At 71.5% G+C, this 21,881-nt stretch carries 23 protein-coding genes; 5 read left to right on the forward strand and 18 right to left on the reverse strand.

The annotated features are described in order from the left end of the window. Positions 1-7: 7 nt before the first annotated feature. Positions 8-1,303: a COG1470 family protein gene (locus HNR67_RS30830; RefSeq protein ID WP_185005684.1), complete on the reverse strand. Its 1,296-nt coding sequence runs from the start codon at positions 1,301-1,303 to the stop codon at positions 8-10. 150 nt (positions 1,304-1,453) lie between these two features. On the opposite strand from HNR67_RS30830, the gene HNR67_RS30835 reads away from it, so the two are divergent. Beyond that, positions 1,454-3,523, forward strand: a complete 2,070-nt coding sequence (locus HNR67_RS30835) for a TolB-like translocation protein (protein WP_185005685.1) — start codon at positions 1,454-1,456, stop codon at positions 3,521-3,523. On the opposite strand, the gene HNR67_RS30840 is transcribed toward HNR67_RS30835, so the two are convergent. The 13 genes from HNR67_RS30840 to HNR67_RS30895 are packed head-to-tail and all read right to left on the reverse strand — an operon-like array spanning position 3,524 to position 15,852. Further along, positions 3,524-4,975: an NADase-type glycan-binding domain-containing protein gene (locus HNR67_RS30840; RefSeq protein ID WP_185005686.1), complete on the reverse strand. Its 1,452-nt coding sequence runs from the start codon at positions 4,973-4,975 to the stop codon at positions 3,524-3,526. Continuing rightward, positions 4,959-5,507 (reverse strand): phage tail protein, encoded by a 549-nt coding sequence (locus HNR67_RS30845; RefSeq protein ID WP_185005687.1) that lies wholly within the window; start codon positions 5,505-5,507, stop codon positions 4,959-4,961. The genes HNR67_RS30840 and HNR67_RS30845 overlap by 17 nt, the downstream gene beginning before the upstream one ends. Further along, positions 5,504-7,441, reverse strand: coding sequence for a putative baseplate assembly protein (locus HNR67_RS30850; protein WP_185005688.1), 1,938 nt, complete (start codon positions 7,439-7,441; stop codon positions 5,504-5,506). Before HNR67_RS30850 ends, HNR67_RS30845 begins: the two co-directional genes overlap by 4 nt. Before the next feature lie 10 nt (positions 7,442-7,451). Next, entirely contained in the window at positions 7,452-7,871 is a 420-nt protein-coding gene (locus HNR67_RS30855) for a GPW/gp25 family protein (protein ID WP_312988381.1), read from the reverse strand. 12 nt (positions 7,872-7,883) lie between these two features. Continuing rightward, a complete protein-coding gene (locus HNR67_RS30860; RefSeq protein WP_185005689.1) occupies positions 7,884-9,743 on the reverse strand; it encodes a VgrG-related protein in 1,860 nt (619 codons plus the stop codon). Next, positions 9,740-10,552: a CIS tube protein gene (locus tag HNR67_RS30865; protein ID WP_185005690.1), complete on the reverse strand. Its 813-nt coding sequence runs from the start codon at positions 10,550-10,552 to the stop codon at positions 9,740-9,742. The genes HNR67_RS30860 and HNR67_RS30865 overlap by 4 nt, the downstream gene beginning before the upstream one ends. Before the next feature lie 16 nt (positions 10,553-10,568). Then, positions 10,569-11,021, reverse strand: a complete 453-nt coding sequence (locus HNR67_RS30870) for a phage tail protein (protein ID WP_185005691.1) — start codon at positions 11,019-11,021, stop codon at positions 10,569-10,571. Between the two features lie 10 nt (positions 11,022-11,031). Further along, positions 11,032-11,487, reverse strand: coding sequence for a phage tail protein (locus HNR67_RS30875; protein ID WP_185005692.1), 456 nt, complete (start codon positions 11,485-11,487; stop codon positions 11,032-11,034). A gap of 15 nt (positions 11,488-11,502) precedes the next feature. Beyond that, the gene (locus tag HNR67_RS30880) at positions 11,503-13,332 is read right to left on the reverse strand and encodes an eCIS core domain-containing protein (protein WP_185005693.1); all 1,830 of its coding nucleotides are present in this window, start codon (positions 13,330-13,332) and stop codon (positions 11,503-11,505) included. 18 nt (positions 13,333-13,350) lie between these two features. Further along, a complete protein-coding gene (locus tag HNR67_RS46445) occupies positions 13,351-13,512 on the reverse strand; it encodes a DUF6760 family protein (protein WP_312989656.1) in 162 nt (53 codons plus the stop codon). Then, the gene (locus HNR67_RS30885) at positions 13,506-13,886 is read right to left on the reverse strand and encodes a phage tail assembly protein (protein WP_185005694.1); all 381 of its coding nucleotides are present in this window, start codon (positions 13,884-13,886) and stop codon (positions 13,506-13,508) included. Before HNR67_RS30885 ends, HNR67_RS46445 begins: the two co-directional genes overlap by 7 nt. Continuing rightward, positions 13,883-14,341: a phage tail protein gene (locus HNR67_RS30890; RefSeq protein WP_185005695.1), complete on the reverse strand. Its 459-nt coding sequence runs from the start codon at positions 14,339-14,341 to the stop codon at positions 13,883-13,885. Before HNR67_RS30890 ends, HNR67_RS30885 begins: the two co-directional genes overlap by 4 nt. Before the next feature lie 11 nt (positions 14,342-14,352). After that, on the reverse strand, positions 14,353-15,852 hold the full coding sequence (locus HNR67_RS30895; RefSeq protein ID WP_185005696.1) for a phage tail sheath family protein: 1,500 nt from the start codon (positions 15,850-15,852) through the stop codon (positions 14,353-14,355). A 160-nt stretch (positions 15,853-16,012) separates the two neighbouring features. Here HNR67_RS30895 and HNR67_RS30900 point away from each other — a divergent pair, with 160 nt between their 5' ends. Further along, a complete protein-coding gene (locus HNR67_RS30900; protein WP_185005697.1) occupies positions 16,013-16,552 on the forward strand; it encodes a Pvc16 family protein in 540 nt (179 codons plus the stop codon). Here HNR67_RS30900 and HNR67_RS30905 read toward each other — a convergent pair. The 3 genes from HNR67_RS30905 to HNR67_RS30915 all read right to left on the reverse strand — a co-directional run bounded on the left by HNR67_RS30905 (position 16,545) and on the right by HNR67_RS30915 (position 18,416). Further along, on the reverse strand, positions 16,545-17,171 hold the full coding sequence (locus HNR67_RS30905) for a response regulator transcription factor (protein ID WP_185005698.1): 627 nt from the start codon (positions 17,169-17,171) through the stop codon (positions 16,545-16,547). The two genes, HNR67_RS30900 and HNR67_RS30905, sit on opposite strands and share 8 nt — an antisense overlap. Before the next feature lie 197 nt (positions 17,172-17,368). Beyond that, positions 17,369-17,914, reverse strand: a complete 546-nt coding sequence (locus tag HNR67_RS30910; protein ID WP_185005699.1) for a hypothetical protein — start codon at positions 17,912-17,914, stop codon at positions 17,369-17,371. Between the two features lie 112 nt (positions 17,915-18,026). Further along, complete coding sequence (locus HNR67_RS30915) at positions 18,027-18,416, reverse strand: PAAR domain-containing protein (protein ID WP_221491117.1); 390 nt, start codon at positions 18,414-18,416, stop codon at positions 18,027-18,029. A gap of 142 nt (positions 18,417-18,558) precedes the next feature. Here HNR67_RS30915 and HNR67_RS30920 point away from each other — a divergent pair, with 142 nt between their 5' ends. From HNR67_RS30920 to HNR67_RS30930, 3 genes are all read left to right on the forward strand, one after another. After that, the gene (locus tag HNR67_RS30920; RefSeq protein WP_185005701.1) at positions 18,559-19,107 is read left to right on the forward strand and encodes a GNAT family N-acetyltransferase; all 549 of its coding nucleotides are present in this window, start codon (positions 18,559-18,561) and stop codon (positions 19,105-19,107) included. 65 nt (positions 19,108-19,172) lie between these two features. After that, a complete protein-coding gene (locus HNR67_RS30925) occupies positions 19,173-20,144 on the forward strand; it encodes a substrate-binding domain-containing protein (protein WP_185005702.1) in 972 nt (323 codons plus the stop codon). Next, positions 20,141-21,064, forward strand: a complete 924-nt coding sequence (locus tag HNR67_RS30930) for an ABC transporter permease (protein WP_185005703.1) — start codon at positions 20,141-20,143, stop codon at positions 21,062-21,064. Before HNR67_RS30925 ends, HNR67_RS30930 begins: the two co-directional genes overlap by 4 nt. Here the strand turns inward: HNR67_RS30930 and HNR67_RS30935 are convergent. After that, on the reverse strand, positions 21,033-21,758 hold the full coding sequence (locus HNR67_RS30935; protein ID WP_185005704.1) for a hypothetical protein: 726 nt from the start codon (positions 21,756-21,758) through the stop codon (positions 21,033-21,035). The genes HNR67_RS30930 and HNR67_RS30935 overlap by 32 nt on opposite strands. Positions 21,759-21,881: the final 123 nt, after the last annotated feature.

The following is a 21,881-nucleotide window of genomic DNA, read 5'->3' on the forward strand; positions in this document are numbered from 1 at the left end:
CAGCGGGTCAGCCCGTGCTCCTGGTGTTGCCGGTGACGTAGGCCGCCGCCGAGCAGGGGCCGCCGGTGTTGCGGCAGTCCACCGCGAGCACCACCCGGCTCTTGGGCCCGAACTCGATCGGGCGGACGAAGTGGTAGTCCAGGTCGCGGAAGTTCTCCAGGTTGACCCGCAGCAGCACGTCGTCGTCGCGGCGCAGTTCCAGGGTTCCGGTGTCCGCGCCGGGGTTCTGCAGGATGATGTCGGTCAGCGCGAGGACTTTCCCGTCCTCGATCTTCTTCTCCGCGGTGCCGGATTTACCCGGTGGCACGGCGGTCTGGATGCGGAAGTCGGTGGCCGGTCCACCGGTCTGGCCACCGGGGTGCGCGGGCCCGAGGGTGAGCGGTGGCGGGTGGATCTGGTCGATCACCTTCTGGTCCACCCCGGCCGCCTTGGCCGCGACCTTGGCGAGTTCGCCAGCCTGGTCGGCCTTGCGTTGCGCGGCGGCCAGGGTCGGGGACAGTTCGGCGCGGTGCGCGTCCACCTCGCTCTTGGCCGCGGCCGCGGCGGCGTCCCTGGCCGCGGTGGTGACGTGCGGGCGCAGCACGGTGAAGTACAGCACCAGGATGGTCACCGCGGCGGCCAGCAGCACCGCGGCCGCCGGTAGCAGCCAGCGCGGCAACAGCTGTTCCTGCAACATCGTGCCGTCCAGTTCGACGGTCTCGCCGCCGCCGAAGACCTGCACCTGGAACGGGATGGTCCGGTTCGGCCCACGCAGGAACCGGCGCCTCGGCCGGGCGCGCACCCGCAGGAAGGTCGCGCTGCCCGGTTCCGCCTGCCAGGACTCGGGTTCCACCCGCAGGCGGAGCTGATCGTCCGGGTCCTCGGCGAAGACCTGCACCGGCAACTGGTGGTTGCCCAGGTTGTCCACGGCCAGCTCGTACCGGGCCGAACGACTGCCCCTGGCAGTGCGCGGCACCAGCTCGGCGGCGAGTTCGGTGAAGGCGGCCACCGTGACCACGCCCTCGGCCACCGTCGAGCCCTGCTCGTCCTCCTGGGAATGCACCCGCAGCCCGAAGTCGACCGGCCCGGCCCGTACCGCGGCCGAGCGCGGCGGATTCAGCACCAGCTCGACGGTCCCCTCCTCGCCGGGGAACAGGTTCAGCGTGGCGGGTTCGACGGTGGCCCACCCGGACAGCTCGCCCACCACCTCCAGGGTGAGGTGGTCGACCACGGTGCCGGTGTTGGTGACCAGCACCTCGCACCCGGCACGCTCGCCCGGCACGGCGGTCAGGTCAGCGGTGCTCAGCGACACGGAAACGCCCATGTGCTTACCCTGCAACGCATTCGCACCCACCGGCAGCGCCGGGTGAGGTACCCGCTCGGGCAACCGGGCCTGCCCCGACGGGCAGCCGGTGCACCCCGCCGCGGGCAGCAGGGCTGACTAGCGTCGGCCGGTGACGCGAGGAGGTCCACGGTGCGCCGTCCGGTCACCACCGCGCTGGTCGCGGCCCTGCTGCTCTCGCCACCCGGCGTGACCACCCGACTGAGTTCGTCCACTGTGGACGTAGCACTGTCCGCCGACGGCCGGTACGCCGCACTCGTCAGAACAGAACAGAATGGACAGTCCAATGTGTACATCCAGGACAACCACTCCGGCACCCAGACCCTGATCAGCAAGGGCCACAACGGTCCCGCCAACGGGGACAGCCGCCTGCCCTCGCTGTCCGCGGACGGTCGTTACGTCGCCTTCGAGACCACCGCCTCGAACCTGGGCACCACCGACACCGACCCCCTGCCCGACGTGGTGGTGTGCGACCGGGAGGGCGGCCCGTCCTGCGTGTACGCCGGACGGCCGAAGTCCCCGTCGCGTCCGACCGCCTCGCACTCCCCCGCGCTGAGCGCCGACGGGAGCGTGCTGCTGTGGGTGCACGCCCCCGTACTCACCTTCTCCCTCCAAGCCGCCAACGGCACCCAGCTCGCCCGCACCCGCCTGGACAAGGACCAGGCGGGCCGACTCCAGCCGCCAACCCGATTCGAGCTGGTGGACACCGCGCCACCGGGCAGCACGGCCACCGGCGTGGGCCGACCCGCCATCTCGGCCGACGGCAGGCACGGCGCGGTGATCACCGGGTTGCGCGAGCAGCCGGAGACACTGGTCGCCCTGTCCCTGACCGGCGGCCAGCCAACCCGCCTGCACTCGGGCGGACAACTCGGCGACCCGGTGCTGTCCGGGGACGGCGCGAAGGTGGCCTTCACCGCGGGCCGACGGGTTCTGGTGCACGACCGCGGCACGGGGACCTCCCGGGACGTCACCGGCGAGGGCACCGAGCCCACCCTCTCCACGGACGGCCGCTACCTCGCCTTCGTGACCGCGGCCAACGTGGTCACTCGCGACCTGATCCAAGACGAACGCCGTACAAAGGCCGGACTGCCACCCCTGCCCCCGGCACTGACCTCACCCTCGATCCGCCAGACCTGCCCCGACCCACCCTGCCCGGCCAACGGCCCAAGCCGCGCTCCCCGGCTCGCACCCGACGGCTCAGCGGTCGCCTTCATCTCCACCGCCACCGACCTGGTCGAGGGCACCGAGCCCGGCGGCACGTTCCTCCGCCGCTTCACCCCCACCCTGACACCGGACCCAGCCCAGGTCACCGCACATGGAGCCGATCCCACGGTGGCCGTGTTGCGGCACAACGGTTTCGGCCCACTGCCGATCACCGGCGTCCGCGTGACAGGCGACTTCGAGGTCTTCCCAGCCGAGACCTGCTCGGCCCGAATCCTGCACGCGGGCGAGGAATGCCTGGTCTCGGTCCGTTTCCACACCCGCCCCTCCACGGACCGCACCGGTAGGCTGGAGGTGCAGACCGCCGGCGGCCTGGTCGTGGTGCCGCTATCCGACGGCCCCGGCGGTCCGGGTGGCCTGCTGGCCCGACCGTCCGAAGTGGACTTCGGCCCGGCCCTGGTCACCACCCCGGGCCAGGAACGCACCGTGGACCTGCACAACACCGGCACGGTCCCGGTCCGCACCCACCGCGTCGCCCTGGTCGACGGCGGCCCCCACTTCTCCCCCGGCGACTACGCCCTGACCACCACCTGCGACCAGCTACCCGCAGGCGGCACCTGCCCACTCCGGATCCGGCACACCCCACTCGGCATGGGCCCCCGCCCCGCGGTCCTGGAGATCGAACACACCGGCCGCGGTGGCCGCGAACTCGTGCTGCTGACCGGCGCGGGCACCGCCGGAGTGGTCACCGCGAGCCCCGCCGTCGGCCGCCCCGGCTCGGTGATCACGTTGACCGGACACGGTTTCCCACCCGGCGCGCCCGTGACCATCACCCTGGCCGGCGGCCCGGAACGAACCACCGCGGTACCCGGCCCCGACGGCACCTTCCGCGCTCCCCTGCTGATCTTCCCCAGCGGCAGACCGGGCCTGCGCACCCTGTCCGCGATCTCCACCGCGGGCTCGCCACCGGTCAGGGCCGAGCGTCCCCTGCTGGTGCAGCCGGGTTCGCTGACCCCGCCGGATCTGGTCACCCGCCGCTGACTACTTCTTGCGCACGAACAGTTCCAGCTCGGTCAGCGCGAGATGTTTGCCGTTGATCGAGCGGTGCAGATCGGTCACGTGCACCTGCACCGAGTTGACACCCTGCCCGTTGCTCAGCCCGATCTCCTGCGGCTCCGGCCGGTCCGGCACCTCGACGTCCTCGGTCCGGTTGGTGGAGTAGACCAGGTGCAACCGCTTGGGCCGATGCGTGCCCTGGAAGTCCTCCTTGGCGCCGGGGGTGACCAGGAGGCGGTCCAGATCGGTGCTGCTGCTGAAGGTGAGCACCAGGGCGGGCGGCACGGCGGCCTCCGGCGCGGCCCAGTAGGTGTTGCTGAACGCGTCCACCGCGCCCAATGCCGGGTGGTCGGGGAGCTGGGCAGTAGCGGTGACCGAGGACGGCCGCACCGGTGAGAACTGCGGCCGAATCCAGTTGAGCACCCGTTCTCGCGCGCCGGACACCTGCTGGTTAACCCACTGACTCACCGGCGGGAACACCGCGTAGGCGAGGGTCAGCACCGCCAGCAGGATCCCACTGGCCAGCCGCAACTTGGGCAGCACGGAGTCCTTGCCGAACCGCCGCGTCCGCCGCACTCCCCGCCTGCCAGGCCGGGCACCCGCTTCGAGGACCTTGCGCCTGCGCCGGAACAGCCGCCGCCACCAGGGAGCGCGGACGATCTCAGCCTCGGCCAGGCTGGTGGCGCAGCGGGCGCAGAACTTGCGAGTGGGTGGGTTCGGGTGGCCGCAGGCGCCGCAGATCAGGTCGCCGGGGGTGGCCTGGCGGGGGGTGGGGCGGGCGGCGACCGGGGTGGTGGGGCGGGGGGCTTGGGGTTGCTGGGGTTCGGGTTCTTCGGGGTGCGCGCCGGGGGCCACGGGGGCGACCAGGGCGGCGGTGTTGTCGGGGAAGGTCGGCGGTGTGGGGCGGGCGGGTGGCAGGTCATCGTCGAAGCTGGGCAGGGCAGGCCGTTTGGGCGGCTCGTCGGCGAGGTTCGGCAGGGCGGGCTTCTTCGGTGACTCGTCGGCAAAACCGGGCAGCTGGGGGCGGGCCGTCGACTTGTCCGCCGGATCAACCTCGCCAAAGCCCGGCAGAGCGGGCTTCCTTGGCGGCTCGTCATCGAAGCTCGGCAGGCCGGGCCGCTTCGGCGGGTCGTCGTCCAACGGCGCGTTCATCAAATCGTCCAGCGACGGCCCCGGCGGCGCCTCCTCGACCTTCGCCTCGGCCTTGCGCGGCTCCTCCCGCGTCCCCACATCCAGATACATCCACTCCTGCGCCTTCGCCTGCACCCGCGCCCAGAACCCCGGCCTGGCCTCCTCCTCCGCCGGTTCCGCCGCCACCGGAGCCGGCCGCGGCGTTGGCTTGACCACCTCGCCCGTCCACTCCAGGAATCCGGCGCAGGAACCGCAGAAGGTGTCGCCGTCGGTGTTGGCGAAACCGCATTTACGGCAGACAATCATCCTCGACCACCTCGACTCGGTGTGGCAGGTGCGCGGGTTTGACCGCCGCCACCACCGTGTCCACCAGGTCACGGAGGTCGGCGGCGGAGGTGGGCAGCTCGATCAGCAGCCACGGGGTGGGCTCGCCGGGGGCCGGCGTGCCGGGGGTGGTGCTGCCGGACACGCCGCCGTTGTCGGTGACCCGGACCGGGTGCCCGGTCAGGGCCACCAGGTGTTCGCGGATGCCGTACACCGTGCCGCGCCAGCGGTACAGCTCGATCGCGGTGCGCAGCGCGTGCCTGCGCCGCTGCTCCGGCAACCTCGCTTCCAGGCTCACCCCGGCCCAGCTCGCCAGCCAGTCCAGGAAATCCGCCGGCGCGAGCAGTGGGTCCAGATAGGACGCCAGGTTGTCCACTGTGGACAGAATGGGGGCCAGCACCTCGTCAAGGCCCGCGGTGAAACGCATGGTGAACTCGTCCTCCTGGAACACCGCGGGCAGCAACTCGCCCAGCGGGTGCGGGGAGGCCAGGCCGGGCAGCACACCCCGGCTCATCGCCGGTCCACCCGGATCTGGTGCTGGTAGGAGAAGACCAGGCTGCCCGGTTCGACCTGCACGCTTCGCGCCTCGCCGCCGCGTTCGCCGGTGACCGGGTTGGCCCCGAACAACCGCACCTCGGCGACCAGGTCGACCGACCGTAACTGTTGCAGGGCAACGAACACCTCGCCCTGCTGCACCGGCCGACCGAACGGCCAGCCGGTGCCGTCCGGGCCGCCGGAGAGCGGGTTGAGGAAGCTGTGCAACGCGGTCAGCGCTTCCTCGCGCACCTGATCGGCCACCGCCCCCGGCAACGGAACCAGCCGGGCCACCACGGTGATTCCCTTGTACCGCGGTGGTTCCACCACCACCCGCACCCCGGCCACCCGCACCTCGGCCAGCCTGCGCACCACCCGCTCCACTGTGTCCGCGCGCGGCACCAGATCCTCGAACCGCAACCGGCCCAACGGATTCGCCGCCGAGGGCACCACCAGCAGGCGCAGCTCGCCGTCCGCGCCGGGCACGCAACGCACCCGGCTCAGCTCGGGCGCCGCCTCGGCGGCGAGCACCTCGTAGTCCTCGGCGGTGACCGCGCGGTCGCGGCTGCGCAGGGTCTGCGGGCCGCGGGCCTTGGCCTGCTCGACCGTCTCGCCGTCCACCCCGCCTTGCGCGGCAACCAGGTTCTCCACCGCGGCGACGAACGGGATGGTGGCGGTGAGCGCCTGCAACGCACCCCTGACCACGTTGCCACGCCTGCCGCCGCCGGTGGCGTAACGGGTCATCCGCACCGCGGCCCCGGCCGCGGGCACCGCGCCGAACTGACGCACCCCGCCGTCGCGCTGGCGCAGCAGCGGCCCGAACTCGACCACGCCACCGGCGGCGTCCAGCACGAAGTGCCGATCCTCGGGACCGCTCTCGGCGAAGTGCGCCACCCGCTGCCAGCGCGTCCAGCCCTCGGCCGAGCCGACCTCCAATACCAGTTCGCCCGCCTCGGCCAGCACCGGCGGCCGGGCTAGCTGGAACCGCTGTCCGGCAACACCTTCGGCCTCACCCAGTACCTCGTCGCGGACCGGCTGGGCGTGCACCGCGCCGACCGTGCCGCCCACCGTGCCCGCGGTCAGCCCGCGCAGCACCGGCGAGGCCCGGTAGGCGGGCTGCCCGGGTTCGGCCTCGACCACCCTGGCCCGCACCCACCCGGCGCGTTCCCCGTCCAGCACACTGGCCTGGTGGGTTTCCGGCAGGTGCAGCACGATCGCGCCGGAGCGGTTCAGTCCGCCGGTCTCGTCGGTGGACACCGGGCAGTTCACCCAGTCCGCGCCGTCCCACGCCTCCCACACCAGCGGTGGCCGGTCCGGGTCCACGCCGACACCCTCGATCTCGCAGCTCACGTCCAGTCGCACCGCGCAGCAGGGCACCGGTTCGGTCAGCGCCACCAGCAGCAAATCACCCGGCGCGGGTGGACTGGCGAAGGCCGGGCAGGGCTGTTCCAGTCGCAGCCGGGCCGTGTGATCAACGCTGTCCTCGCCGTCGATCTCCTTGGTGTGCAGGGATTGCAGGGCACACGGCAGCAGGTCGAGGTCGCGGGTGGTGCTGAAGACCACGGTGTCCTCCGGGTTGCCGCCCAGGGTGCTCACCTCGGTGCCCTCCGGCACCCGGACCGGGGCGGTGGCCGGGGCGGAGAGCCAGCAGGTCGCCGGCGCCCGCGCGGCCACCGGCGGGAACAACCGCACCCCGATCAGCTCCAGGAACTTCACGTACAGCCGGTCGGGCACCCGGTTCACCCGGTACAGCAACACATCGGTGAGGTAGGCGAAGGTCTCGATCAGCGTGACGCCGGGATCGGAGACGTTGTGGTCCGTCCACTCCGGACAGCGCCGCATGACCAGCCGTTTGGCGTCGTCCACCAGGTCCTGGAAGCGGCGGTCGTCCAGGTTCGGCGCGGGCAGGGTCATCGCGGGCCCCTCAGTAGTCGGTGCCGTCGTCCGGGATGGTGTAGAACGGGAAAACCAGGTTTCGTGGATCGTTGGCGCCCTTGGGCAGGTACTGGATGTCCAGGTACAGCACGGTCGGATCGTCCGGATCAGGCGTCACCTCGACCGCGGCCACCTCCACCCTGGGTTCCCAGCGCTGCAGCGATTGCCGCACCTCGTGCGCGAGTTCGGCGGCGGTCTGCGCGTCCGCGGTCTGGAACACGAAGTCCCGCAGCCTGCTGCCGAAGGCGGGCCGCATCGGCCGTTCGCCGGGGTAGGTGGCCAGGATCAGCCGCATGGCCTGTTCCAGCTCCTGTTCCCGGCGCACCAGCGCGATCCCGCCGGTCGGGCCCACCCGCAGCGGGAAAGCCCAGCCCGCGCCGATGAACCGGTCCATCATCTCCTCGCCCATCCCGCCACCACCTCAGTTGAGCTTGATCGCGCTGCCCTTGATCTCCACCACGCCATTGCTGGCAATGCGGACCATCTGTGCTGCCTTGAGAGTCAGGCTCGCGCCACCGTCCACAGTGACCGTCCCATTAGGACCGGCCTTGATCTGCACGTTGCCGGTGGCCCCGCATTCGATGATGATCGACCCGGCGCCGGAGGCCGGTTGCGAACGCAGCGCCACCGTGCCCTTCGCGCAGTCCAGCGAGAGCACCACGTCCTCCTGCTGCCCGCCGAGCACTACCTTGGAGGTCCGCGCCTGCGCGTCGTCCTCGAAGGCGAGCTGGTTGCCGGTCGGGGTGGCGATCCCCCGCCGCACCACCGCCCCGGTTTGCCCGGACACCCGGACCGGCGCCCCGCCGAGGCTGTAGCGGGTGTCCTGGTTGACCAGCCCGCCCAGCACGTAGGGCCGTCGCAGGTCGCCGAACTCGAAGCACACCAGCACCTCGTCCTTGACCTCCGGCAGGAACATGGTGCCGCTGCGCGCACCCGCGCCGGGCAGTGCCACCCGCGCCCAATCCGACTCGTAGCCGGGCGAGAGCCAGGGCAGGCTCACCTTGACCCGGTTGCGCCGCAACGGATCGCTGACGTTGCTGACCACCCCGCACACCACGCCGGTGAACCGCTGCGGTTCGGTGCGCGCGGCCGAGGTGAGGCCGTGCAGGGAGCGGTCCTGTCCACCGGAGACCACGAATCGCACCTGGTAGCCGCCCTCGGTCTCGTCGAAGACGTGCTGGGCGCTGCTGATCGCCCACCAGCCCTCGAACTGCCGCGGCACCCCCTTGATCCGCACCAGCCCGCCCGCGATCACCGCCGGATTGCCCAGCGCCCAGCCCTCGGCCTCGGCGTAGCCCGCGGTGAGCTGCCCGGCAATGGCCTCGGCCACCGATTCGGCCACCGCACCCGCGGTCACCCCCGCGGCCAGCGGCCGGTCCACCACCACGTGCGCGGTCGGACTCGGCGGCTTGCCGCCCTTGCCGGGACTGGCCTTGGTCCACTTCCCGGCGTCGGCGAAGATCCGGGCCAGGCCCTCCGGTGAGTCATCGGCGATGGTCGCGGTCCCGGCCCGCGCGCGAGCCGAGCCGATCCGCACCTGGTTCGCCCACGGATCCCACACCCGGACCTCCACATCCGGGGTGAGCGTGGCGCCGGTCATCCGGGGCAGGAAGGTCAGCAGGTCGTTCTTGAAGGTCAGCTCGGTGACCTGTCCGGAGACCGCCCTGGCCAGGCCCAGCAGGGGTTTCCCCGGTGGCGCGGGCTTGCGGAAGAAGAACTTGCCGCCGGCCACGCCGGTCTCGTAGCCGATCTCCCTTGCCCGGCAGCGCAGGAAGTCCCAGTCGGTCTGGGCCACCTGGGCCAGGTGCTCGTGCAGGTGCGTGGTGGGCTGGATGAAACCGATGTCCAGGTCGTGCTCGCGGGCGATGGCCGCGGCGATCTGCGAGTCCAGCTTGTGCAGGAAGGTCCGGGTGCGGGTGGCCCGCTGCAACCGGTGCGCCTTCTCGTAACCCCGCAGCACGGTCAGGATGGCCTGGTCGGCGCACCTGGCCTCGATCGAGGTGATCTCGCCGCGGATCAGCAGTTTGCCGTCCTTGCCGTCGTGGATGCTCACGGCACTGCCGATACCGAACCGGTTGCGGTCGACCAGCCAGCCCTCCGGGTCGTCGAAGACGATCTCGAACATGCCCGGCAGGTTCACATCGGTGTCCACCACCACCCGCCGGATCCGGGCCGCCACCTCCGCGCTCAGCGGTGCGGGCGCGGACGGCCCGATCTCCACCCTGGCCCGCACGGTCACCCCGTCCGGCGTGTTCCCCAGCACGCCAAGGGATCTGGTCATCCCGCCGCCTCCTCGTGCAGTTCCTCGGCATTGGGCAGGTAGAGCGTCTCGCCAGGGCGCATCCGCAGCGGATCGTCCACTTCGTTGACCTCGGCCAGCCGCCGCCACTCCCCTGGCCTGCCGTAGTGCTCCAGTGCGATGCCGGGCAGGGTTTCCCGCTCCGACACCGAATGCCCGCCGCGGCCGGGCGGGCCGCCGGAGGTCGGGTTGGTGGGCATGGTGGAGGCCAGGCTGGGCACCTCCTGCAGTTCGAGATTCACCTTGGCCCGCACCGGGATGCCGACCGGGCTGAACCGGGTGTAGCTGATGCCCGCGTGTTTGAGGTGCACCTCGTACCAGAACCCGGCGATCGGCGGGCCCCAGTTGAAGGTCAGCCGGGGCAGCCTGCTGGTGTAGTCCTTAAACGGCCTGCTCACCAGCCCGCCGATCTTCTTGCCCAGCCCGCCGGACAGCGATTTCACCGCCAGCGGCACCGCACCGGCGGCCAGCATGTCCAGCGCGCCGCCGCCGGGGGTCATCCAGTTCAGCAGCTGATCGCACTTGGCCTTGGTGTCCGGACCGTCGAAGATCACGTTGTCCACCGAGATCACCGGCGGCTCGGATCGCTTGAAGTACAACGGCGAGGAGCCGATCGGCGGGGTGGCGCCGAGGGCGGCGGAGTTGCCGTGGAAGCGCCATTCCACCGAGCGGCGCATCCGGATCTGCTCGGGGTTGAAGTCGAAGAGCACCAGTCCTGGCGAGGGCGGCATCCGGCACACCAGCTGCGCGCGCACCCGGCGTTCGGCGATCCGGTGGTAGGAGTCGGACATCAGCGTTTCCTCCCGGTCACAGGAATCCCTCGTGCACCAGTTCGAGCTGCTCGATGGCGATCTCGGCGCCCTTGGCGTCCAGTTCGGGGCCGCGCCAGCTCCTGGGCAGCACGTTGCGCAGCGACCAGCTGCTCACCCGCGTGCCCATGCTGTCCAGCAGGGTGATCTGCGCGGTGCCGCCGCGGTAGACGCCGTAGCCGTTGACCCAGTTCTCCACCAGCCCGGCCAGCCACTGCTGCACCCTGGCCGAGTCCGCGGCGGTCATCGCGCGTTGCAGGGTCACCGGCGGGTAGTCCACGCACTTGGGCAGGAAGGACTTGGCGTCGTAGTTGCCGCCGTCGATGAAGGTCTCGTTCTCGAAGGTGACCGCCAGTCCCTTGCAACTGCGCCAGCCACCGAGGTCGATCCCGTCGACGGCGACCTGGAACCGCATTGCCAGGCCGAGCCGGGCGTTGCTGGCCAAGGACATCGTGGCCGCCTCAGCCGAGCTGGATCTGGTCGTCGAGGAAGCCGCGGTGCACCAGCTCCAGGGTCTCCAGCGCGACCTTGCTCTGCATGGCCTCGAACCCGGCGATGGACCACTTGGCGGGCATCACATCCCGCAGTTCCCACTCCATCACCCTGGCCCCGTTGGCGTCGAAGAGCACCACCGAGCCACCGTGGTTGCCGTGTTTGAAGGAGGTGGCCGAGAGCCAGTCACGCACCTTCTGCGAGTCCTGGCAGGCCGCGCGTTCGAGTTTGATGGTCTGGTACTTGGTGTTGCCGGGGAAGTACCAGCGGTCGTTGCCGGCGTCGCCCGCCCGGTACTCCACCACGTCCCAGCTCACGTCCAGGCCCTGCACCTTGGACCAGCTGCCGAGGTTGTGCGCCCCGTGGTCCATGATCACCTCGAACCGGTTGGCCATCGCGATCCGGGCTTCGGCGCCGATTGCCATGGCTTGCCTCCTGTTCTAGCGGAAGTCCGACAGCCGCCCGGCGCGTTCCCGGCCGATGAGCAGTTCCTCGCGCAGTGCGCTGCGCACCCGTTGGTAGAGCTTGGAAAAGAGCTGGTCGAAGTTGAGATCCGCGCTCTCGTTCTTGCCGTCGTTGCGTTTGGCCTCCACCTCGGCCGCCTCGGTGGCGGCCTCCGGGGTCTGGTCGATGCCGTAGGGGCTGAGCAACGACTGGGTGAGCGAGGTCTTGGTGCGGTGGGCCATCTCCCGCCAGGAGGAGTACTCCTCGACCAGCGGCGGCTGTGCTTCCGGCACTTCGGCGGTCTCGGTGTCCACCGGCTCGGGCGGCGGCTCGGGTGGTTGCTCCGGCGCAGGCCAGAACCGGCCGAGCCCGACCTTGTGCACACCCCGCCGCAGGTACTCATCGGCGGTCCCACGTTCGTCCTCGGTGAGCCGGTTCCCCGACACCGTGCCGAGCAGGTCTCCGACCACACCCCGCCGCATGTCACCCCAGGAGGTGTATTCCTTGACCAGCAACGAACTTTCCTCGGCCTCGGTGGACAGGAACGGCTTCAGCACCTCCCCCATGGCCTCGACCTCCGCCGACCCGGCCTCCCGCCCGCCACCCTCGGCCCGGATCTCGTGCTCGACCATCTTCTTGGCCATATCCCGGATTTCCGCATCCGACATGCCCACCCGGCCGGTCACCCCACCGGACTCGCGCACGATGGCGAACCAGCGTTTGAGGTCCTCCGGACTCGGTTCGGCACTGCTGTCCTTGGCCCGGGACTCGTTCTCGGCCAGTTTCCGCGCGATCTCCTCGATCTTGTCGTAGGGCAGCTCGTGCTGCACCGCCCCACCCGAGCCTCGAACCGGCGGGGCATGCCGCAGCGGCGGTGGCTCCACTGCCGTCCCGACCGCCCACTCACCGCCCCGCACCGCGTCGAGTTCCAGCGCCATCCCCGGCGCGGAGTCCTCGGCGGGCAGTGCCGAACCGAGATTGCGTTGCTGCACCACGTGGGTGAGTTCGTGCCCGAGCAGCCCGCGCGCCGACGGTTCGGTCAGCGGTCCGGCTTCGGCGGGCAGGAAAACGGCACCGTCCCGAGTGAATGCCCTGGTGCCCCGGGCGGCCGCCTCGGCGGTGACTTCGGGTCCTCTGTGGATGGTCACGGTGGACACGTCGGCGCCGTGCGCGGCGAACCGGGCGGCCAGGCCCGGTGGCACCCGCTCCGAGGACACGGGTGGCCGGGAGATCGGCGCCCCGAGGCCGAGCCTGCGGGACTGGCCCAGGTTGGGCCGGTGTGGCGGCAGTGGTCGCGCGGCTGGTCCGGGCGCGGTTGCCGACCGGTCGATTGGGACGGGCGCGGTCACCGACCGGTCGGTTAGGGCGGGCGCGGCTACCGACCGGTCGGTCGAGGCGGGCGCGGCGGGCAGCATGGGCAGGGTCGCGCGGAGCCAGGCCGGGGGCCGATGTGGCTGCTCGGGTTCCCTCGGCTCCGCCAGGTAGCGCGGATCGGCCCGCACCAGCGGCACCGGCTCGGCACCCGCCACGGTCGGCACCATACGCCGCACCGGCGGCGGGAGTTCCAGTGGCACCAGCGCTTCCGGCGCCGCAGGCTCGCGCCGGACCACGGCGATCCCCTCCGCCGTTCCCCTGGTCACCTCGGCGGATCGTCGGCGCGGCAACGGCGGGTGGATCAGTGGCCGGAGCGCACCCAGTTCCACCGCGCCGGTCAGCGGCGGGGCCAACCGGATGGTCGGCCGCAGCACCGGCACCCGCCGCCACTGCTGCCGCGGCCGCGGCACCACAGCGGCCACCCGGTGTTTCCACGGCCACGACCAGCGCATGCCCGGCTCCCTTCCTGCTCATTCGGCGGCGGCGAGCCGACCGTGGATGTGCCCGATCTCGGTGATCACCCTGGCCCGGTCCGGATGCTCCATGTCCACAATGGACTCGAACGGCCAGTGCAGGTAGTAGGCGACGTACGCGACCTCGGCCCACAGCCGGTCGGCCGCGTACGTCAGGATCCCCCCTGGGCATCACCGGCGACGTCCACCGAGAAGTCGCCGCCGCAGCCGGGGCAGCTCACCGCGACCTCGGTGTGCCCGTCCTGGTTGATCCGGCGGTACAGGTCCTGCAGGAAGGCCAGGTCCGAGGCGAACAGACCCTCCACCACGAAGGTGTCCACTGCGGACAGTGCGCCGAGCCGGGTCACCGTGCGCTCCAGCAACAGCACGGTCAGGTAGGCCGGGTTCTGCCGCACCCGCGGATCGGTCTGCGGGGCCAGCTCGTCCCGCGCGGTGGCCAGTCGCATCACGCCCTCGCGGTGGGTGGCGCCCGAATCGTCCACATAGCCGCGCGGCAGGGTGAACGGGTACTCGGTGCGCAGCGCCGCACTCATGGCGCCACCCGCTGGATGTGTTCGCAGACAATGGTGACCGACTCGGTGAGCACGTCGTTGGAACCGGCCCGCAGCGCGCCGATCTCCAGCTTGGCCGGCCAGGCGTTCTCCAGGTAGTAGCGGGCGACCGGCTGGCCGTCGAAGTTGTACATCACCAGCGAGCAGCTTTTGCGGGCGGCCACGATGTTGCCGGTGAGCACGGCCTCGTGCCAGGCCCACAGCTGCATGCCGCCGGTCTTGCCGCGCTTGAGGATCACCGTCGGCGGCTTCTTGGTGCCGGGCAGCTTCTTGAAGCCGACCTCGCGGTCGGAGGAGTACATGTAGTCCACCGGTTCCACCGAGGTGGTGATGCCGGTCAGCTCGGTGAAGCAGGCCAGTTCATAGCCGTCCACCGTGATGGAGAAGCGCGCCGCGGTCAGCGCGTCCTGGTTCTGGTTCGGGCCGAGTCCCATCATCGTCGTTCTCCCTACTCCTCAAGCCCGGCGCCCTCGGCGTACTGCGAGATGCGGAACACCACGAACTCGGCTGGTTTGACCGGGGCGATGCCGATCTCCACGGTGAGCACGCCGTTGTCCCGGCTCTCCTGCGGGTTGTTCTCCTCATCGCACTTGACGTAGAAGGATTCCCCCGGCGTGCGGCCGAACAGCGCACCGTCCCGCCAGACCCCGCGCAGGAACATGGTGATGGTGCGTTTCACCGAGTCCCACAGCTTCGGGTCGTTGGGCTCGAACACCACCCAGTTGGTGCCCTGCAGGATGGACTTCTCCACGTAGTTGAACAGCCTGCGCACGTTGAGGTAACGCCATTCCGGATCGCTGGACAGCGTGCGCGCGCCCCACACCCGGATGCCCTGGCCGGGGAAGGACCGTAGACAGTTGAGCCCGATCGGGTTGAGCAGATCGTGTTCGCCCTTGGTGATGGCCAGTTCCAGCGCGACCACGCCGCGCAGTTGTTCGTTGGCCGGGGCCTTGTGCACGCCACGAGTGGCGTCGTTGCGTGCCCACACCCCGGCCAGGTGCCCGCCCGGCGGGATCTCCTTGGTACGCCCGGACAACGGGTCTATCACCTTGATCCACGGCCAGTACAGCGCCGCGTACTTCGAGTCGTAGCCGGCGAACTCGGTGCGCCACTGCTTGACCTGCTGGGCGTTGAGCCCGGCCGGGCTGTCCAGCACGGCCACCCGGTCGGCCATCAGCTCGCAGTGCGCGATCATGGCCAGCTGCACGGCTTTCACGCCCTCCTCGTCGAGCAGCCCACGCTGGTGCGCGGCCATCAGGTCGGGCACGCACAGCATGGTCACGTCGTCCACCGCCTCCAGCCCGGCGAACCCGGTGCGGTCGGCCGCGTCGCCGACGTAGTCCCGCGCCGACACCGCGGGCGCCGCGGCCCGCACTGCCAGGGCCACCTCCGCGCCCTTGACCGGCACGACGAGCTGTTCGTCCTGGAGTTCTTGCACCGCAACGAGTTTGGACCGCCGCAGCGCGGTGACCACATAACCGGGTCCGGGGCGCACGCTGAGGTTGTCGTGGGTCTCCTCGACCTTGCCCGCCTTCTTCACCACCAGCTTGAAGCTGTCCTCGCCGCCCTTGCCGGACTCCTGCACCGACACCGAGATCTCCGCGTCCACCCCCGGCAACGCCTGCAACCGCAACGGTGGCGCGCCCGGCCCGGCGGGCAGTTCGGCCACCGCGGCACCGCGTTCGGCACCGCCGATGCGCACCACATAGGCCCGGCCGCCGCCGTTGAGGAAGTAGCCGTACACCGAGTGCGCGAGGTAGGAGCCCTCGACGAAGCCGCCGAAGGTCTGGCTGAACTGGGTCCAGTTGGTCACCAGCACGGGCTGGTCGATCGGTCCCTGCTCGGCGAACCCGAGGAAGGCGGCCACCGCGGTGCCGACGCCCTCGATCGGCTTCGACCCCGAGGACACCTCCTCGACGTACACCCCTGGTGACAGGTAGTTCGGCATTGGTCCTCCTGGTTGTGGACCGGGCGGTCCGTCCGAGCATCACAGCGCGGGACCCACCCGCTCAGGTGCTGTTCAGCCCGCCACCCGGGCAACCCGCCCTGCCTGTTCGGGCACCGCGCACCGCCCACCCGGCGGCGGCGCACGCGCCCAGACTCGCGGTGTGATCACCGATGTCGACCAGGCCGTGCGGGCCGTACTGACCGAGGCCCTGGGCGGCACGGCCCTGGTGGAGTTCGCCCTGCCCACGGACCCGCCCGAAGACCCGGTGCTCGCACTGCTGCTGCGCGACATCCGGGCCGAGGCCGGCGGCTCGGACTGGACCGACATCCGTGACGAGACCGGCCGGGTGGTGGGCAGGCGGCCTCCGGTGCGCCGATTCCGCCTAACCTACCTGCTGTGCGCCCAAGCCCGGGAGCCCGAACAGGAGCACCGGCTGTTGGAGATCGCGCTGCGCACCCTCACCGCGCACCCGACCCTCGCCATCCCCGCCCTGCCCGCCCAACCCGCCACCCTGGACGTGGGTGTGCCGGTGGACGGCCCGCTGCCCGGTATCGGCCTTGCGGTCACCGGCCCGCTGGTGCCGGATGTGCTGACCGCACTGGAATCGCCAGTCGAATCCCTGGACCTGGGCACCGGCGGACCCGCCACCAGGGCCGTGCATCCGGGCCCGACCCGGTGGCGGCAGGTCAGGTTCAGATGAGGCCCTCGCGCATGGCGTAGGCCACCGCGTGCGACCGGTTCTTCAGGTGGAACCGCGAGGTGACGTCGTGCAGCACGTTCTTCACCGTGCGCTCCGAATAGGACAGTCGAGCCGCGATGTCCTTGGTCTCCAGGCCCTGCGACACCAGCCGCAGCACCTCGGCCTCCCGCCGGGACAACCCGGTGAACCCCGCGCCGTGCGGGGACAGCAGGTTCCGCTGCATCCGGGCCACCTGCTTGAGCAACCGGGCCAGCATCTCCGGCGGCAACGCGGCCTCACCCCGCGCCGCCCGCCCGACCACGTCCGCCAGCCGTTCCGCCCCCGCCTCGGCCCGCCGCAGCACCGCGCACACCCCGAGGTCCACCGCGGCAGGCAGGTCCACACTGTCCACTTTGGACAACACCAGCACCACCCGCCGGCACCCCCTGCCGTGCAGCCTGCGCAGCCCGGCCGTGACCTCCTCGTCCATCACCTCGGCGGCGACCACCCCCACCACCTCGGGATCGATCGCGGCCTGCTCGACCACCAGCAGCCCCGGCTGACCGCGCAACGCCGCGGCCAGTCCGGTGCGCAGGATCGGGTCGGACGCGTGCACGCACACGGGGATCCGGCCGGTCATGGTCACCCACCTCCTCGGGAGTTCCTCCCCAGGAATGCTCCCGGCCCGGCACGCGCAGGTCCCTGGGGTCAGACCCCAGGCGAATCCCTAGTCTTGCCCGCACGGGCAACTCGGCGGGTGCCCCGCGTTTCCCCCGGAAAAGACCGCGTCGGGGTGGCCGAATTCCGCCACCCCGACGCGGACCTATTTGTGCCGCGCTATCCGCACATGGACGGCGCCATCACCTCCTGCGCACTGCCCCAGCCCGCGCACCGGAAACCGGAGTGCCCGAACCAGTTGTGCCCGAATTCGTGCGCGGCCAGCAGCGCGCCGTCCCGGACCCCGCGCATGAACAGCGCGATCCGCTGCCCACTGCCCCAGTTGCAGCCGACCACGTTGGAGCCGCCGCCGCAGCCGGTGATGTAGCTGTTGGTGCACTGCACCGGCGTGCCGGCACCCTCGGTCAGCCCGGCCCACGCGGCCGCGCCCCGCCTGATCGCCGCCGCGTACGGCTGACACGAGGCGGTGATGTGGTAGCTGCGCCTGCTGGGCACCGGCCATGCCTGGACACCAAGTGGCTCCGCCGCGGTGTCACGCTGTCCAGGCTCGATGCTGATGACCGAGGTCGGGTGCCCCAGCGCGGCCGCCACCGGGGCCGACTCGGCGCTGACCATGACGCCCGCCTGGGTGACCGGCCCCAGTAACGCCATCGCCGAGACCGCGGCGGCTATCAACCCATATCGCATGAAGAGACTTCTGATCATTGTCAAGTCCTCACTCGCAGGGAAGTAAGTGCAGGGACCTGGAAGCCTCCAACAGCGATCCCGGAGCGTCCACCCGCGAAAAGTCGGAAGTATTTCGACGAGTAATCCGGATTCAACCTCCGGTCAGTACCGTGCCGGTGGCCACGATCTGCCCGGTCGGCGCCGGCGCCGGGTCGTTGCAGGTCTGCACCCGGTCCCCGGAGCGGGCCACCGGCTTCCCCCCGGCGAGCACGGTCGCACTGCCCAGCAGGACCACCCCGCGGTTGGTCGGCTGGTTGGCGAAGCTGCCGTTGGGCGGGGTGTGCGGCGGGTTGTTGGTCGCCTCGCTGCCCACGGTGGCGATCGGCCGGCCGCCAACGAGCACCGTGGCGCAGCAACCGCCGGTGATGGTTCCGTTGAACGGCAAGGACATCGGGGTCGGCACCGGACCGCCGGCCGAGGGCACCAGGACCACGTGCACGTCTACGCCGACCACCCGGTCGCCGAGCTTCGCCACTGGCATGGTCACGCCGCTCACGGTAGGCGCGCCGGTGCTCCCGTCCGGTGCCCGTCCGCGCACCGGGCCGGGCACTCCGGCTTGCCCCAGCCGGTGCCCGGCGGCCCCGAGCGAGCGGCAGTCGGGGCGGGCAGGCTGGGGATGGGAGGTGGTGGTGGTGTGGCTGGAGGTGGACGAGCGGATCGTGTTGCGGTCCCTGGAGGAGGCGGATCTGCCTGCGCTGTACGGGATCGTGGCCGCCGAACGCTCCCGGCTGGCCGGCTGGTTGCCGTGGGTGGACCAGGTGTGGTCCGCGGAAGACCTGCGGCGCCGGCCGGCCGCGCACACCGCGCTGGTGATCGAGGTGGACGGGCGGGTCGCGGGGTCGGTCACGGTCATGGTGAGTCACGCCGACCGGGTGGCCGCACTGGGTTACTGGCTGGCGGCGGACTTCTGCGGGGCGGGGGTGCTGACCCGGTGCCTGCGGGCGTTGCTGCGCAGTGTGTTCACGGGCGGCGGGATCAACCGGGTGGAGATCCGGGTGGCCGCGGACAACCTGGCCAGTCGCCGGGTGGCCGAGCGGCTGGGGCTGGGTCATGAGGGCACGTTGCGGCGGGCGGCGGTGCTGGGCGGGCGGGTGCGGGACGTCGAGGTGTACGCGGCGCTCGCGGGCGAGTGGGCAGCACCACCCGTCTGTGCGAACGGATCACCTTCCTGACCGCTGCCCGGCGCGCCCGGGGTGACCGATCCTGGGGCCTCGTCCGGCCGAGGGGATCCGCCGCCATGCGCCTGTCCGTCGTCCTGCTGTCGCTCGCCCTGACCACCACCGCCTGCACCGTCCGCGAACCGGGGCCGCCGGATCCGGGTGGGCGGCGGATCGCGGTGATCGCCGGGCCGCTGGCCGATCCGTTCTTCGCCGCGCTGAAGTCCGGCGCCGAGCAGGCCGCCGCCGATCTGCGGGTGCAGATGGACTACCTGGCCCCGGCCGCCACCGCCGAGTTCGGCGCCGAACTGGTGCGGTTACTGGGAAACGCGGTGGCCAACGGGGCCGACGGGATCGCGCTCGGCGACTACTTCCCGGAGCAGCAGGACCCGGGGATCCGGGCGGCGGTGGCGGCCGGGCGGACCGTGGTGCTGATCAACAGCGGTGAGTCCTCCTGGCAGGCGGTCGGTGCCACCGGCTACGTCGGACAGGACGAGCAGCGCACCGGAACCCTTGCCGGACAACGACTCGCCGAGGCGGGTGCGCGCCGCGTGCTGTGCGTGAACCACGTCCCGGGCAGCCCGGCCACCACCCAGCGTTGTGCCGGGCTGGGCACGGCGTTGCGGGCGGCGGGCGGGGCGGTCACCGAGTTGCCGCTGGCCAGTGCGGAGGCGACCAACCCGACCGCCACCCAGCAGGCGATCAGCGGTGCGCTGACCGCGGATCCGGCCCTGGACGGGGTGTTCACCCTCGGTTCGTCCTTCGCCGAGCAGGCGTTGCGGGCGATCGGGCCGGAGCGCCGGGTGCGGGTGGCGACCACGGATCTGTCCACCGGGGTGCTGGAATCGGTGCGGGACGGCCGGATCCTGTTCGCGGTGGACCAACAGCCTTACCTGCAAGGCTATTACGGTGTGCTCATCGCGGTGCAGCGGCTCGCCCACGGCCTGCGCCCGAACGCGCCGGTGCGCACCGGACCCCTGGTGGTGGATCAGGCCAACGCCGCCGAAGTATTGGCGCACAACCGGGATCGCGGGATCCGCGGCGCGAAATGACCCGCCGTCCGGAACTCCGCATCGGCCTCGGCCTGCTCGCACTGGGCGTGTTCTTCACCCTGGTGTGCGGACCGGATTTCCTGCTGCGCCCGCAGTGGCTCACCCTGGCCGCGGAGATCGGGGTGGTCGCGATTCCGTTGACGCTGCTGGTGATCGCGGGCGAGTTCGACCTGTCCGCGGGCTCGGTGCTGGCCGCCGCCGGGATGACCACGGCGATCGCGCACGGCCACTTCACCACCCCGCTCTGGGCCGCGGCACTGCTCGCGCTGGCCGTCGGCGCGCTCACCGGCCTGCTCAACGGGGTGCTGACCGTGGTCACCGGCCTGCCCTCGTTCCTGGTGACCCTGGTGTCGCTGCTGCTGGTCGCGGGCGGCACGCTGGGGCTGTCCAGGGCGATCACCGGCAGCGGCGGGGTGAGCCTGCGCCCGGCCGGGCCCGGCACGGTCGAGGCGGTGGTGCTGGCCTGGGTGCTGCTCGCCCTGGTCGCGGGCCGGCTGCTCGGGCACACCCCGTTCGGCAACTGGGTGCTGGCCACCGGCGGCGACCGGACGGCCGCGCGGGCGCTGGGCGTGCCGGTGACGCGGGTGCGGATCACCCTGTTCGTGGCCACCTCGACCGCGGCGGCACTGATCGGGGTGGCGCAGGCGATCCGGTTCGCGGGCGCGGATGTGGCCCGTGGTCAGGGTTTCCTGTTCGTCTGCCTGACCGCGGTGGTGATCGGTGGGGCGGCACTGTCCGGCGGGCGTGGTTCGGTGACCGGCGCCTGCCTCGGGTCGGCGCTGTGCGCGGTGCTGTCCGCCGGCGTGGTCCAGGCGGGTTGGGGCAGCGACTGGGCGCCGCTGCTCTGGGGTGCGTTGCTGCTGGCCGCCACCGCGGGACAGCACGGGGTCAGACGGTCGCGCTCCGGTCGGCCTTGGTGAGCAGGGCCAGCAACGGGGTGTCCTGGAACGGGAACTCGGCGAGTTCCTTGCTCAGTCCGCGTTCGGCGGCCTCGAACCGCGCGCCACCGCGGTGCGCGACCAGGCTGATCACCTCGTCGCTGAAGTGCCCGCCGCCGTAGCCGCGCAGGTGCCGGGCGGCGTCCAGCGGCCGGAACCCGGTGGGGACCATCGTGCGCAGGCTGCCGATGTCGATCACCCAGGCCGCGGTGATCACGGTGTCCCGGTCCTGTTCCGGCAGGGACGCGGCCAGCTTGGTGACCCGGCGGACCACCTCCTGCACCCGCCGCCAGCCGCGCTCGTCGCCGTGCGCCATGATCTGCCCCAGTCCCGCGGCCTCGCGCACCGACCTGGGCGCCATGGCCGTGTCCCAGGCCAGCTGCGGATCGTCGCCGACCACCTCCCGGCAGTAGAACTCCGGGGTCGCCCCGGTCGGGACGAGCGTTGCCAACCGATCGGTCGGCCGGACCGGGCCGCCGTAGTGCAGCGTGCCCCTGACCAGCACGGCGACCGGCCGGTCCTGGCAGGTCACCAGCCACGGGCGGTGCAGGGTGGGCAGGTAGTGCGGCAGGTCGATGGCGGCGAGGGCGTCGGCGACCCTCGGATCCGCGGCGACTTGGACGGTGCGGCGGTGGTACTCCGCGTCATCGCCCATGTTGATTGAGCGACGGTCCACGACAATGTCCATGCTGGTGAGTATCGCTCGCATCTCAATCTGCCCCTGCGGCGGCACCCCCGACTTGACCAGCTAAGTTAGGCCGACCTAACCTCCATTAGGTTAGCCTAACCATCCTGGGGG

Source organism: Crossiella cryophila (genome assembly GCF_014204915.1).
Lineage (GTDB): Bacteria > Actinomycetota > Actinomycetes > Mycobacteriales > Pseudonocardiaceae > Crossiella > Crossiella cryophila.